11 protein-coding genes are annotated in these 13,556 nt (G+C 63.0%); 3 read left to right on the top strand and 8 right to left on the bottom strand.

Translation table 11 applies throughout. From position 1 onward, the window contains the following. Positions 1-90: 90 nt before the first annotated feature. From J2X24_RS18530 to J2X24_RS18495, 8 genes are all read right to left on the bottom strand, one after another. Positions 91-1,053, bottom strand: a complete 963-nt coding sequence (locus J2X24_RS18530) for a FecR family protein (protein ID WP_209724879.1) — start codon at positions 1,051-1,053, stop codon at positions 91-93. After that, positions 1,047-1,523 carry an RNA polymerase sigma factor gene (locus J2X24_RS18525; RefSeq protein WP_209724877.1) on the bottom strand — a complete coding sequence of 159 codons (477 nt, stop codon included), beginning with the start codon at positions 1,521-1,523 and terminating at the stop codon, positions 1,047-1,049. Before J2X24_RS18525 ends, J2X24_RS18530 begins: the two co-directional genes overlap by 7 nt. 210 nt (positions 1,524-1,733) lie before the next feature. Further along, positions 1,734-1,889, bottom strand: a complete 156-nt coding sequence (locus J2X24_RS18520) for a hypothetical protein (RefSeq protein WP_209724876.1) — start codon at positions 1,887-1,889, stop codon at positions 1,734-1,736. 7 nt (positions 1,890-1,896) lie between these two features. Beyond that, a complete protein-coding gene (locus J2X24_RS22875; RefSeq protein WP_310004669.1) occupies positions 1,897-2,280 on the bottom strand; it encodes a DUF6445 family protein in 384 nt (127 codons plus the stop codon). Then, positions 2,163-4,559, bottom strand: coding sequence for an ABC transporter permease (locus J2X24_RS18510; protein ID WP_310004659.1), 2,397 nt, complete (start codon positions 4,557-4,559; stop codon positions 2,163-2,165). Before J2X24_RS18510 ends, J2X24_RS22875 begins: the two co-directional genes overlap by 118 nt. Continuing rightward, positions 4,556-5,242 carry an ABC transporter ATP-binding protein gene (locus tag J2X24_RS18505; protein ID WP_209724872.1) on the bottom strand — a complete coding sequence of 229 codons (687 nt, stop codon included), beginning with the start codon at positions 5,240-5,242 and terminating at the stop codon, positions 4,556-4,558. The genes J2X24_RS18510 and J2X24_RS18505 overlap by 4 nt, the downstream gene beginning before the upstream one ends. 2 nt (positions 5,243-5,244) lie before the next feature. Then, entirely contained in the window at positions 5,245-6,423 is a 1,179-nt protein-coding gene (locus J2X24_RS18500; RefSeq protein ID WP_209724870.1) for a sensor histidine kinase, read from the bottom strand. Then, positions 6,413-7,660, bottom strand: coding sequence for a sigma-54-dependent transcriptional regulator (locus tag J2X24_RS18495; RefSeq protein ID WP_245344938.1), 1,248 nt, complete (start codon positions 7,658-7,660; stop codon positions 6,413-6,415). Before J2X24_RS18495 ends, J2X24_RS18500 begins: the two co-directional genes overlap by 11 nt. Positions 7,661-8,065: 405 nt before the next feature. Between J2X24_RS18495 and J2X24_RS18490 the strand changes: the two genes are divergently transcribed. The 3 genes from J2X24_RS18490 to J2X24_RS18480 are packed head-to-tail and all read left to right on the top strand — an operon-like array spanning position 8,066 to position 13,549. Continuing rightward, complete coding sequence (locus tag J2X24_RS18490; protein WP_209724867.1) at positions 8,066-10,414, top strand: glycoside hydrolase family 31 protein; 2,349 nt, start codon at positions 8,066-8,068, stop codon at positions 10,412-10,414. Beyond that, the gene (locus J2X24_RS18485) at positions 10,415-11,935 is read left to right on the top strand and encodes a carboxylesterase/lipase family protein (RefSeq protein WP_209724865.1); all 1,521 of its coding nucleotides are present in this window, start codon (positions 10,415-10,417) and stop codon (positions 11,933-11,935) included. Between the two features lie 39 nt (positions 11,936-11,974). After that, on the top strand, positions 11,975-13,549 hold the full coding sequence (locus tag J2X24_RS18480) for a GH39 family glycosyl hydrolase (RefSeq protein WP_209724863.1): 1,575 nt from the start codon (positions 11,975-11,977) through the stop codon (positions 13,547-13,549). The last annotated feature ends 7 nt before the right edge of the window (positions 13,550-13,556 follow it).

The following is a 13,556-nucleotide window of genomic DNA, read 5'->3' as shown; positions in this document are numbered from 1 at the left end:
AGTGAACCTGGCTGCTTTATGCCTAGTTTTGCAAGACGAACAGGATGGCGAAATTGGACAGTCCGCGCAAACTTTCTTTGCCCGGTCAGCTTACCGTGTAAGCTCGATGCTTTCGCTGGACCGCCGGACACGGACCTTGTTGAGCTGGGCGACGGCGGCGGCGAACTCACCCGGATCGTTGCTCTCGAAAACGCCGGTAACGCGGATGCGCGCCACGGACGGATCGGTGACGACGATCTTCGTCGCGTTATAGCGGTTGAGTTCGTTGGCGGCCTCAAGGATGGTCGCCTCGTTGAACACCACCTCGCCCTTGCGCCAGGCAGTGACTTCGGACACGACCGGCCGGTCGAGGCTGACGCGTCCGGCGCCATCGACCGTGGCGCGTTCGCCCGCCGCCATGACGACCTGTGGCTCAAAGCCGTCCTCCGTCGCCTTGCTGAGCTCGACACTGCCCTTCAACAGCACGACGGACACGCGTCCCGTTTCCCGCCGGACGGAGAACGAGGTGCCGAGCGCGCGCACCTGCTCCTGATCGGCCAGGACGAGAAACGGCCGGTTCGGATTATGGGCGACGTCGAACAGGACCTCGCCGCGCAGCAGTTCGATGCGGCGCTGCTTCCCGGAATAGGCTACAGCGATCTTGCTGTCGGTGTTCAGCGACACGCGCGAGCCGTCCGCCAGCGTCATGGTCTCCTGATGTCCGACGCGCGTCTCGTAGACCTGCGGCTGGCCGGCCCACCAGACGCCACCGGCGGCAATGACCAAAACCAGCATCGCGGCGGCGGCGAAGGCGGGCGCCCGGCGTGGCGTCACAGTCTTTTCAGGCACGGGCCGGACCAGGCCTTGCGAACGGCGCGCGGCCATGGCGCCCGGCATCACCTGCCAGACGTCGCTATATTCGCGGAAGACCTCTTCGTGGGCCGGACTGGCGCGCAGCCATGCCTCGAACCCCGCCTCGGTGTTGGGCGACCGCTCCTCGCTGTCCAGCCGGCACAGCCAGCTGGCCGCCTCGGCTTCGATCTGCGCGCGGCTTTTTGTGCCAGGCGTCACCATTCGTCTATCCACTTCTTCAGGTCCAGGGTCGCACGGACAACCTGTTTATGCACCGCGGAGACCGTCATGCCCTCGGCCTCGGCGATCTCCTTGTAACTCTTCCCGTCCAGGCGGCGGCTGATGAGGATTCGCCGCGTCTTTTCCGGCAGTTGATCCAGCCCTTCGATCGTGCGCCGCAACCGCGCCTGGTCGCGCAGGATGTCGTCCGCGCGTGGCGCGCTATCTACGCCTGTGACCTCGGTCCTGACCTCGACGAGTGGCGAATAGCGGCGGCGGCGGACCTTGTCGTAAAACAGGTTGACGGCCGAAGAGACCAGCAGCGCCTCGGTCGACTGGACGACCGCGCGCTGCTCATATTCCAGTACCTTGAGATAGGCCTCCTGGACGAGGTCATCGACATCTTGAGCCAGCACACCTTTGCGGGCGATCGCCCGGCGCGCCTTATCAAGCATGTTACGCAATACATTCATTAAAGTCCGCTCAGGCCCTGGTCTTGCCCTACAGACGTTTTGTCCCGCCGAATTGGACACGGGGCCTGAATTTTATTGCTAGAGCATGCTCCGAAAAAGTGGAAACCGGTTTTTCGGCCAAGCATGCGACCAGCAAGGAACCTTGACCGTGCTGCGTTTCCGTCGAAACGCAGCACGGTCAAGGTCGCGGCGAAATGATCGTATTCAGGGTCAGGCGTCCCGTTCGTGGATCGGACGACAGCCGCGATTGCCCCAGCAGGCCGGCGTGCAGGAGGTCGTGCGGTAGAGGATCAGCCGGTTGAAGACAGCCTCGACGCTGTCGACCATCTCGTAATTGAGCTCCGCCTCACCTAGGCCCCGGCGCATGGCCGGTTCATAGATGGGATAGCGTTTGCCATCGACATATTCGAAGCCGCCGCAGGACCTGGATCAGCTGCTGGCCATAGCCGAGTGGAACCGGTGCGTTCAGTCCCGGATAGAGCGTGTTGTCCGGCCGGGTGAACGGCAGGCGCGCGGCCAGTTCGCGTAAAGTCTCGGGCATCAGGAAAGCATTATCGATAACCACTGCTGGCCTTCGCGGCCGATCTGGCGCAGCGACACCGAGGCTTTCGGATTGGGCGCGACGGACATCTGGTGAACCTAGTGATGCCGCAGCGACGACGACACGGAAAAGTCCCGCGCCGTCGCCGCCGATTGCAAGGCGATGGTTGCCAGCGACACACCGACCGCCACCACGCCTGCGCCCAGGAAGGACCACGGCGACAGGGCCACGTGCTCGGCGAAAGACTTGAGCCAACCCTGCAGACACAGCCACGCCACCGGCCAGGCAACCAGATTGGTCAGGAGGAAGGGCCACAGGAAGGGCATGAAACGCTGAAAGAACAGGTCGGAAAAGGTCGCGCCCAGCGCCTTGCGGATGGCCAGTTCGCGGACCTGATGGCGGGTCAGGAAGATCGACAGCCCGGTCAGCCCCAGCGACGACAACATGATGGCAACGGCGGAAACGGCGTAGAAGACGACCATCTGCTGATGCAGGTCATGGTATTGCTGCATGAGATAGTCCCGGAAAAAGCGGCGTTCGACGGGGACGCTGCCTTCCGAGACCTGCCGCCACAGTGCATCGATCCGCGCGATCGTCGCCTCGCGGTCATGTGTTGACAAACGAATATTGACCTGGGTGAAGTACTTGGAAAAGTTGTCGAAGATCATCGGCTGCATAGGCTCATAGATCGTCGCCACGCGGACGTTCGGAATGACGCCGACAATGCGTGAGCGCATCAAGGTCCGGTCGGTTTCGTATTCGACATCGTGGCCGAGCGCCGCTTCGGGCGACCTGAAACCGAGGGCGGTGACGGCGGCCTCATTGATCAGGACTTCGCGCGGCGTTTCCGGAAACAGGAAGGTGCCGGCCAGATTGTGCCCGGCCAGGATCGGAATGTCGTAGACGCGCAAAAAGTCGGGATGGGTCGAGTTGCGCGTCAGCGAGACCAGCGGCCGGCCGGCACGCAGGGTCCAACCTGGCCGGACGAAGTCATTGGTCGGCGCGCCGAAGGATTCCGCCGCCGCCACGACTCCTGGCAACGCGCGCACCTGCGCCATGAATTTCGCATTGATCGCCGGCGTATCGCTGAAGCGCACCATCAGCACGTTGTCGCCGTCGAACCCGAGGGCCCCTTGCGTCGCATAGCTCCATTGCCGCGACACCGTATGCGACGCCGTCAGCAGCACGATGACCAGCGCCAGTTGCGCCACCACCCAGCCGCGCCAGCGCATCGAGGCGATATCGTTGCGGTGATCCAAACCGCCGTGTTGCGGGCGGGAAATCAACACGGCTGGCGCCAGACCGCTCAACAGCGCCAGAGCGATGACAGCGGCAGAAATCGACAGCAAAAGACCGAGCGGCGAAGTCCACAGGTCGAGCCGGATGTCGAGCGCGGCGTTGAGCGTGGGCAGCAGACGCTCGACGGCCGCAAGGCCCAGGCCCGCGCTGATGACATGGACGACCAGGGCTTCGCGCAGCACCTGGCCAATCAGGTCGATACGGCGCGCGCCGAGTGCGCTGTGCAGCCGGTGTTCGGCGGTGCGTTCGTTGCGCTCGGCCAGGATAAGCCCGGCGAAATTGATGCAGGCCAGGGTCACAATGGCCGCCGCCACGACGATCAGGGCGAATACTGAGTCGAGGTGACCGCGTGGCTTCAGTTCGCCGTCGCCGTGGGGCTGGAAATGCAGGCGGCTGAGCGGGACGAGCGCAAAACCGTCCGGCAGGTTGTTGGGCCCCTGCCAGCGCTTACGCGCAATCTCGGCCAGCCTGGCCGCCAGAATTCCGGGCTTCGCGCCCGGCTTGAACGTCACATAGGTATAGCTGTTCGGCCAGAGAAAGTCGCCGTTGCCGTCATAATTATAGAGCTTGGAATAGACGCTGCTGCCCGCCCCGAATATCTCGCGGTCGAGATGGGTGTTGGCGGGAAAGTCCTTCAGCACCGCCGTCAGGGTCATTCGGTGGCCGTACTGGGTTGTGACGGTCTGGCCCAAGGCATCGGCGCGGCCGAAATAGGCGATGGCCATGCGCCGCGTCATCACCACACTGCCGGGTTTTTCAAGCGCCGTATCGGGATCGCCTTCCAGCACCGGCAGTTTGAGGACGCGGAACAGGTTGGCGTCGGCCCAGTAGAAGCGCTCCTTGGCGTGGCGGCGGGCGGTGCGCATCGGCCATTCGACCGTGTCGAAACGCGCCACCTGATCAACCTCGGGCATGTCGCTCCGCATCCACCGCGCCACGCCGGCGGGCGTACGGTCGCTCCACACCAGCGGCTGGCCGGACGGACCGTAGCTCGCGGAGATCAGATAGACGCGATCCGAACCGGGCATGAAGCGGTCATAGCTCAGCTCGTCACGAACATAGAGGCCGATGACGATCGCCGCGCAATAGGCGAGCGTCAGGCCCGCCACCATCAACAGGTAGACAAGCCAGCGCGCGCCGATGATGCGCCAGATGACGCTATAGCTGCGGGCGATTTCGGACAACTCAAGCTTCACGACAACCGCCGGGAACTGATGTGGACGCGACCGTCGTGCAGCTCCACGATGCGTGATGCCTGGTCCGCCTGGCTGGGGGCGTGGGTGACGATGACAACCGTCGTGCCCCTGGCGTTCAGCTCGTTGAGGATGCCCAGGATCTGCTGGGCGTTCTGCGAATCGAGATTGCCGGTCGGCTCGTCGGCGAGCAGGACGGACGGATTGCCGACAATGGCGCGCGCGATGGCGCAGCGCTGCTGCTGGCCGCCCGACAGCTGGCGCGGCAGATGATCGGCCCGGTGGCCCATGCCCACCCGGTCCATGGCGGCGTCGACCAGGTCGCGTTGGCCGGTCAGGTGGTCGCGGCGATAGCGCAGGCCAAGCTTGATGTTCTCATAGACGGTGAGGTGGTCGATCAGGTTAAAGTTCTGGAAGACAAAGCCGATCCGTGCCGCGCGCATCTGCGCCAGGGCATTGTCTGAGAGTTTCGAGACGTCGTGGCCTTCGAAGGCGTAGCGCCCGCGGGTCGGGCGGTCGAGCGTGCCGATGACGTTGAGCAAGGTCGACTTGCCGCTGCCCGATGGTCCGACGACGGCGACGAATTCACCGGCATCGATATCGAGCGTAATGCCGCGCAATGCCGGCACGGTGCGTTCGGTGTCGGTATAGTTCAGGTGGACGTCGTCCAGACGGATGAGCGGCATGGTCAGCCCCTCACCGGAAAGTTGAAAGCGAAGGTCGTAGGGTCCGAACCGGCCAACTGAAGGTTGCCGCCGTGGGCCAACGCGATCTGACGCGCCAGGTTGAGCCCCGTACCCGTGCCTTGGGGCTTTGTGGTGGCAAAGGCCGTGAACAGATTCGACCGAATGCTGTCGGGAACGCCCGGGCCGTTGTCCGAGACGGTGATGACAACGTTGTGCTGGGTCTCATTCGCCACGATTCGGATCCGGCGCAGACCGTCCAGGCCGTCCGTCGCCTCAATGGCATTGGTGATGACATTGATCAGGGCCTGGCTGATCTGCGGCTCATCGAGATTCAGGCTGGGCAACGCATCGCCGGCCTCGATCGCCCATTCGATGGCGCCATGGCCGGGCGTGCGCTGGAACAGGTTCGCCACGTCGCGCACCAGCCGCGCCGGCTCGACTGGCTGCAGCACCGGATCGGGCAGGCGCGCGACCGACCGATAGGCCTCGATGAAGCGCGTCAGGCTGCCGGCGCGCCGCGACAGGGTCGAGAGCGCCTCGCTGGCCGAAGCGACGTCGGCCGGGGATTTATCGAGAAAGGCGCCGGCAACCTCGGCCAGCGAGGCGACAGGCGTCAGCGAGTTCATGATCTCGTGGCTCAGGACCTGGAGCGTGTCGCGCATGGCGGCGGCCTCGGCCTTGTGCATTTCGGTCTGCACGTCCATCAGCGCCGCCAGCCGGGCGTGGCCACTGTCTGACGCCACTTCGCTTACACTGACGGCGTATTGCCCGCCCAGCACCGGCAGCACGATCTGCCTGCCCGACGCCGCCTCGGACAGGGCCCGCACCAGTTCAGGCATCTCGGCCAGGATGACATCGTCGGTCTGGAACAGGGCGCGGGCGGCGCGGTTCAGCGCCTCGGGCCGCTGGCCATCGACGTGGCGGACCAGGGGCACGGGCAGCTGATCGAGGATGACGCGCAGGTCTTCGTCGCGCGCGTCGCGCGCGGTCCCAGCCTCTCCTGCCCGCACCACGCGCGCGCCATGGCTGACCCACACGGTCCCCGCCAGGATCACACAGGCGACAAGGCCCACGCCAACCCCCGCCCACAGGTCGCGCAGCGCGGAATCGTAGGTAAAGACCGCCGCGGCGACCAGCAATCCTATCGCCAGGATGTGGAAGGGGCGCGAGTTAGAGACCATATTTCGCCATTCGCCTGTAGAGGGCCGGCCGCGTCAGCCCCAGTTCCGCCGCCGCCGCCGATACGTTGAAGTTGCTGCGTTGCAGGGCTTCCTCGATCATCACCTTTTCCGCGTCGGACAGTCGGGCGGCGGTGGTTTGGTCGGAGGACTTGCCACCTGCTTTTCGGGGAACCGTTTCCTCCGGGGCCAGAACCAGGTCATGCGGACCAATGACCGCATCGTCGCTCAGGATGGCCGCGCGCTCGATCACATTGCGCAGGGCATGGACATTGTCCACCCAGGCATGAGCATTGAGGTGTACCTGAGCTTTCGGCGCCAGGGTCCTGGCGGTCAGGCCGTGCTGCCGGCACGTGACCCGCAGGAAATGCTCCGCAAGGTCCAGGATGTCCTTCGTCCGTTCGCGCAACGGCGGGATCTCGATATCGATGGTATTTAAGGCGTAAGTCAGCCCCCGGTCAAGGCCGAGATCGCGGTGGGGATGCGCCGTTGTAGACAGCAGCCGGCTGTTGTGGCGCGGCGCGCGCATGAGCCAGGCCTGCAGCGCCGCCCCCATGGCAACGGGGATGCGCTCGATATTGTCGATCAACAGGGTCGTGTTGGGCTGGGCGGTCAGGTGATCGAAGGTCAGCGCGGCCGCGTCGGTCTGGATCAGCGTGGCGCGACCCGACTGGCGGTGGAGGATATTGGCGACCAGGGTCTTGCCTGTGCCGGGCTCACCACGCAGCAGCACCGGCACATGAAGCGCAGCGCAGCGGTCGATCATCGCCTTGATGCGCTGCAAGGCTTCGGACCGCCCGACAAGCAGCGCCGGATCGCTGTCGGACACCTCGATCAGCTTCCGCTCGGCGGCCGCCTTGTCCACCGCTTCCAGCAGGCGCCCATTGTTCCACGGCTTCATGATGAAGTCGCGCGCGCCGGTCCGGAGCGCCTCGACGGCGATGTTGAGCCCGCTGTGGCCGGTCACCACGATGACGATGGCGTGCGGATCGTGCCTGAGGATGTCGCGCAACAGGCCCAGCCCTTCCTCGCCCGAGGTCTGGGCACGCGAAAAGTTCAGGTCGAGCAGGATGACGTCAAAGGGCTCCGAGGCGAGTTGGCTCATGGCCTCGCCGGGATCAGCGGCGCCGCTATAGCGGTAGCCGGCCGATCTCAAAAGCAATTCGGCGGTCTTGCGGACATCGACGTCGTCATCGACGAACAGGACGGTTTTGGACGCTTCAGCGGACATTTCTGGCATGTACGGTTCCGGACACATCGGACAGACATGCGGACAGTTGTGAGCGCTAACATATAAAATGTCAAATGAAATTGGCTAGTTAGACGAACATGACGCTTAATGTTATTATCACACAAAAATATAAGAATACATGGGAGGGTTATCACCAATCTGTATGCGAAGCCTGAAAGTCAGGCTCGATATTCTGTCCATGACGCCAGCAGCACCGCCGGCGCAGACAAATTCGCCGCCCAGTGAGGTGTGGCGCAACGTGTTGCATCCACCTGGTCCATGGATGCGCTCTGTCTCCTCGGACCATTTCTCTCGAACTGTCCCTTCCGGTGCACGCCGGAAGGGACGTTTTTTTCCTGACTATCCTTCGCCACAACGCGTCCTGATCCCGCAGCGCGCCCAACTGGAGCCCCTATGAAATCCCGCACCTTCCGGACTCTGCTGACCAGCCTCGTTTCGACACTCGCCCTGGCAACCGCCGCTCAAGCCGCGCCGATCGCCACGCTCGACCGCAACGGCGCCTGGGTCAGCGTCGAAGCCTATGGTCCCAATGTCGTACACGTCGTCATCGCCGCCGACAAGGCGGAGGCGCTGAAAGGTCCAGGCTTTGGCATACTTCCGGAAAATGCCGATAATGCCGGCTTTCAGCGCAGCACAAGCACAGACGGCGATATATTCCAGTCGAATGCCCTGACGCTCAAGGTCAATCCGGCGCCAGCGCCGCGCGTCCCAAGCCAGGGCGAGAAGTACTTCGCGCCGTCCCTGGCCAGCGTGGGCCTGACCGTCAAGAACGCCAAGGGCGACACTGTCCTGATCATGAACGGCTGGGAAATGTCGCCGCACGAAGTGACCGGCGAGAAGACCTATCAGGTCGGCGCTTCGTTCGCGGCGCCGGCGGACGAACACCTCTACGGCATGGGCCAGAATCAGGAGAGCCTTGGTTCGCTCGACCTGCGCGGCAAGGTGCTCGACTGCAAGCACTGGTACGACGCCCCCGCTGGCGAGACCGTCTGCGTGCCTTTCATGGTATCAAGCAAGGGTTACGGTATCATCTGGGACAACCCGTCGCAGACGCGCTTCATCGGCGCCGTCAATGGCCGCACCGCCTTCCAGTCCAAGGTCGGCGAGCGCGTCAGCTTCTTCGTCGTCACCGGCGATACGCCCGAAGCCATCTATTCGGCCTATGCCCGCGTGACCGGCAAGACGCCGATCCCGCCCAAGGCCGCCTTCGGCCTGATCCAGTCCAAGGCGCGTTACGACAGCCAGCATCTGGTGCTGAAAGTCGCCAACACTTATCGCCAGAAGCAGTACCCTCTCGATGTCATGGTCGTCGACTGGTTCCACTGGACGCGCATGGGCCAGATGGACATCGACCCGGCGCAGTTCCCCGACCCGGCCGGCATGAACAAGCAGCTCCACGATATGGGCATGCAGTCGATCATTTCGGTGTGGCCGCGCTATGAGACCTCGGGCCGCTATTACAACGAACTGGCGGCGAAGGGGTATTTCCTGCACCACAAGGACGGTTCGCCCGTCGACGGCCTGCCCTTCCGCTCCGATCGCACCGGCGCCCTGATCGATTCCACAAATCCGGAGGCGAGAAAGTGGTTCTGGGAGAAGATCCGCGACAATATCCTTAAGGAAGGCTTCGACTATCCGTGGCTGGACGAGACCGAGCCGGACCTGGTGCCGGAAGGCTATCACTTCCACATCGGCACCGGTGACCGCTACCGCAACCTCTACCCGCTGGTTCACGTCGAAGGCGTGTCGCAGGGCATGCGCGCATGGAAGCCCAACAAGCGTGTCCTTATACTTGCCCGCGCCGCCTATCTCGGCTCGCAGCGCACCGGCGCGCTGTTCTGGTCGTCGGACATCCATCCGACCTGGGAAGCCCTGCAACGCCAGGTGCCGTCCGGCCTCAACATGACCGCCTCGGGCATCGCCTACTGGGGCAACGACATCGGTGGCTGGCAGTGGCTGCCGCAGACGACGAACGCCACCAAGCCGCCGCTGCTCGATCCATCGGACGCGCGTGAAACGGTCGGCCAAAACCACGACTATCCGGAACTGCATACACGCTGGTTCCAGTACGGCACCTTCACGCCGACCCTGCGCCTGCATGGCGACCGCAAAAACGCGGAACTTTGGGCGTTCGGCAAGGAGGCCGAGGCCGTCATGGCCAAGTTCGACCGCCTGCGCTACCAGCTGATCCCCTATATCTACAGCCAGGCCAAGATGACATACGACACCGGCGCGCCCTTCATGCGTCCGCTGTGGATGGACTTCCCGAACGACCCGGCCGTCTCGGATATCGGCAGCCAGTACATGTTCGGCCCCGCCTTCCTGGTCGCGCCGATTACCGAGCAGGCTCAAACCGAAAAGCGGGTCTACCTGCCGGCCGGCGCCGACTGGTACAACTACTGGACCAATGAAAAGCTGGCTGGCGGGCAGTGGGTGACGGTCGCCGCGCCGATCGACCAGATCCCGCTGTTCGTCAAGGCCGGCTCCATCCTGCCGATCGGCGCCGACATCCAGTCGACCGCGACCAAGCAGGCGATCGCCAGCATCCGCGTCTATCCCGGCAAGGACGGCGCCTTCGACCTCTATGACGACGATGGCGCGACCTACGATTACGAAAAGAACAAGGGCGTTACCCAGACCCGACTGGTATGGAATGACGCCAGCCAGACGCTGACCGCGACCGGCAGCGACAAGGCCTTTGCCAAATCCGCGCCGTCCCTCGTTCAGGTCGTGGCAAAATAGATGAAGACGACCGTTACCTGTGTCCTGTCCTTAGCGGCCCTGCTTTGCAGCGGGGTTGCCTTGGCTGCGCAATCCTTACCGCCGATTCACGTAACCGGCGGTAAGGTCGCCGGCGTCGACGACGGCGATGTTCATAAATGGCTGGGTATTCCTTTTGCCGCGCCGCCCGTGGGCAATTTGCGCTGGCGCGAACCCCAGCCGGTTGTCGCATGGCAAGGCGTCAAGACGGCGAGTACCTATTCACCGGCCTGCGCGCAAACCGCCACCTGGATTCCCAACGCCAAGAGCGAGGATTGCCTTTATCTCAACATTTGGGCGCCGGAGAACGCGAAGGACCTGCCGGTCATGGTATGGATTCACGGCGGCGGCTATTATGGCGGCACGGCGGCCCAGCCGCCTTATGATGGCACCAAGCTGGCGAAGCACGGCGCCGTCGTCGTTACGATCAACTACCGTCTGGGTGTGCTCGGCTTCTTTACCCACCCCGAGCTTTCGGCGGAATCGCCGCATCATACGTCCGGCAATCAGGGCATCCAGGATCAGATTGCCGCGCTTCAGTGGGTACAAGACAACATCGCGGCCTTTGGCGGCGATCCAAAGCGCGTGACCATCTTCGGCAATTCCGCCGGGGGTGAGTCCGTTGGCCAGCTGATGGTGTCGCCTGTCGCGAAAGGCCTCTTCCAACGCGCCATCTCACAGAGCGGTAATTTTGGTGTGCCGATCGACACATCCGAAACTGCCTATTTTTCGCAAAGCGCCGCCGAGGAAAGAGCCCAGGCCTTCGTCAAGGGCACCGGCGCTTCGAACCTTGCCGAACTGCGCGCAACGAGCGTCGCAGACCTGCACAAGGTGCCGTATTACACCTTGCCCAGCGTCGACGGTTACGTGCTGCGCGAAGACCTGACCACAACCTATGCCAACAAGCGGCATAATGACGTGCCGCTGATGGCCGGCTGGACCGCCGACGAAGGCAAGGAGCTGGCGCCGGAGCTTTTATTTACCAGCGAATTCACGGCAGCGAATCACAAGGCTTTGGTGACCAGGCTGCTCGGCCACGCGCCGTCAGAAGCGCTGCTTGCCGCCTATCCCGGCCGGACCGATGCCGAGGCCAAAGCGTCAATCAATAGGCTGACCAACGACTGGTGGGGCTGGCGCATGTGGTACTGGGCCGGGCTTCAGGCCAAACATGGTACGGCCAGGCCTTACCTCTACTATTTCGCGCATATGCCGGCGCAGCCCAACCCCTGCAACTACGGCTGCGGGGTCGGCCATGGCGCCGAAATCCTATTCGCCTTCGACAATCTCGATGTTGAAAAGCGCGAATGGACGCAGCAAGATCGGCAACTGGCGAAGGATCTCGCCGACACCTGGGTGCGCTTTGCCCGCGACGGGACGCCCGGTGAATGGTCGGTTTTCGACGGCAGCGACGCCAGCGTCAACCGGATCGCCACAGACGGCGACGATCCGGCGCTGGCAAAACTTCCCGATTTCTCGTTGTTTCCGCAACCCACCGGCCAGTAATATTTCTCAAAAATAAGAATAATTCAGACAGGATCACCTATGACCTATCACCCTTCCCGCCGTACGATTGCCGCACTGGTTACCGGCGCGTTCGCACTCACCGCCCCCATCGCCTTTGCCCAATCCAGCCGCACCGTGACGCTCGATGTCAGCCAGGCGACCAAGCCCGTCGATCGCTTCTATGATCTGTCGGTCGGCGCCGACTATCCCGGCGTTACGATCCGCGACGCCAACCAGGCGCAGCTGAAAATCGCCGCCGAAGAGCTCGGCTTCCGCTATGTCCGTTTCCACGACATCTTCCACGATGAGCTGGGTACGGTGAAGATGGTCGACAACAAGCTGGTCTATGACTGGACCAAGATCGACCATCTTTACGACACCATGCTGAAGTCGGGCATCAAGCCGTTCATCGAACTGGGCTTTACGCCGGCGGCCATGAAGACGTCGGACCAGACCATCTTCTACTGGAAGGGCAACACCTCGCATCCGCGGCTGGACCTGTGGAAGCAGCTGATCGACAATTTTACCCGGCACCTGATCGACCGCTACGGCATCGAAGAGGTGCGTTCCTGGTATTTCGAAGTGTGGAATGAGCCAAACCTCGACGGCTTCTTCCAGTACGCCGACCAGGAACAATATTTCGCGCTCTATGGCGTAACGGCCCGCACGATCAAGGCCATTGATCCGCAGCTTCGCGTCGGCGGTCCGGGAACGGCGGGTGCGGCCTGGGTGCCGGAACTGCTGGCCTACACCAAGGCGACCAATACGCCGATCGATTTCGCCACGACCCATACCTATGGCGTCGATTATGGCTATCTCGATGAAGAAGGCAAGATGGACCTTCAGCTGTCGAAGAACCCGAAAGCCGTCATCGGCGACGTCGAGAAGGTGCGCAAGGAGATCGAGGCATCATACAAACCCGGCCTGCCGCTCTTCTTCACCGAATGGTCAACCAGCTATAATCCGCGCGACCTCAGCCACGACTCTTACGTGGCCGCGCCCTACATCCTCGACAAGCTGAAGAACACGCAAGGCATCGTCCAGGGCATGAGCTACTGGGTCTATTCCGACCTGTTCGAAGAGCCCGGCCCGCCCTCGGCCACCTTCCACGGCGGTTTCGGCCTGATGACGCGCGATGGCGTACGCAAGGCGTCTTGGTTCGCCTACAAGTATCTCAACGCCGTCAAGGGCAAGGAGATCCCGTCGGCCGACAAACAAGTCTGGGCGGGCGTCGACGGCACATCCGTCTCCGCCGTTGTCTGGGACTTCCAGCTGCCCGACCAGAAGGGCCGCAGCAATGGCACCTTCTTCTCGAAGCTGGTCCCCAATGCCAAGTCGGCGCCGGTGAAACTCAAGCTGACCGGCCTCAAGCCCGGCGCCTACAAGCTGACCACCTTCCGCACCGGCTATAAGACCAATGACGCCTATTCGCATTGGATCGAAATGGGCTCGCCCAAGGACGCCACGCCGGCGCAGATCGAAAAGCTGCAAGGCCTGACGCGCGACCTGCCTGAAACCGAAAAGTCGGTGACGGTCGGAAATTCGGGCACGGCAGAGGTCAGTCTCCCAATGCGCAGCAATGACGTGGTACTGGTGACGCTTAAAGCCAATTAAGCAGGTC

The sequence above is a fragment of the Asticcacaulis solisilvae genome (assembly GCF_017875235.1).
GTDB classification, from domain to species: Bacteria; Pseudomonadota; Alphaproteobacteria; order Caulobacterales; family Caulobacteraceae; genus Asticcacaulis; species Asticcacaulis solisilvae_A.
Note: the sequence above shows the minus strand (reverse complement) of the source record. Positions and strands in the feature narration are given on the sequence as shown.

Coding starts and splice junctions, on each gene's coding strand:
- J2X24_RS18495 (WP_245344938.1), bottom strand. CDS start 7,660: ATGCCAGAAATGTCCGCTGAAGCGTCCAAAACCGTCCTGTTCGTCGAT.
- J2X24_RS18520 (WP_209724876.1), bottom strand. CDS start 1,889: ATGCGCCGGGGCCTAGGTGAGGCGGAGCTCAATTACGAGATGGTCGAC.
- J2X24_RS18485 (WP_209724865.1), top strand. CDS start 10,415: ATGAAGACGACCGTTACCTGTGTCCTGTCCTTAGCGGCCCTGCTTTGC.
- J2X24_RS18500 (WP_209724870.1), bottom strand. CDS start 6,423: ATGGTCTCTAACTCGCGCCCCTTCCACATCCTGGCGATAGGATTGCTG.
- J2X24_RS18480 (WP_209724863.1), top strand. CDS start 11,975: ATGACCTATCACCCTTCCCGCCGTACGATTGCCGCACTGGTTACCGGC.
- J2X24_RS18530 (WP_209724879.1), bottom strand. CDS start 1,053: ATGGTGACGCCTGGCACAAAAAGCCGCGCGCAGATCGAAGCCGAGGCG.
- J2X24_RS18490 (WP_209724867.1), top strand. CDS start 8,066: ATGAAATCCCGCACCTTCCGGACTCTGCTGACCAGCCTCGTTTCGACA.
- J2X24_RS18505 (WP_209724872.1), bottom strand. CDS start 5,242: ATGCCGCTCATCCGTCTGGACGACGTCCACCTGAACTATACCGACACC.
- J2X24_RS18525 (WP_209724877.1), bottom strand. CDS start 1,523: ATGAATGTATTGCGTAACATGCTTGATAAGGCGCGCCGGGCGATCGCC.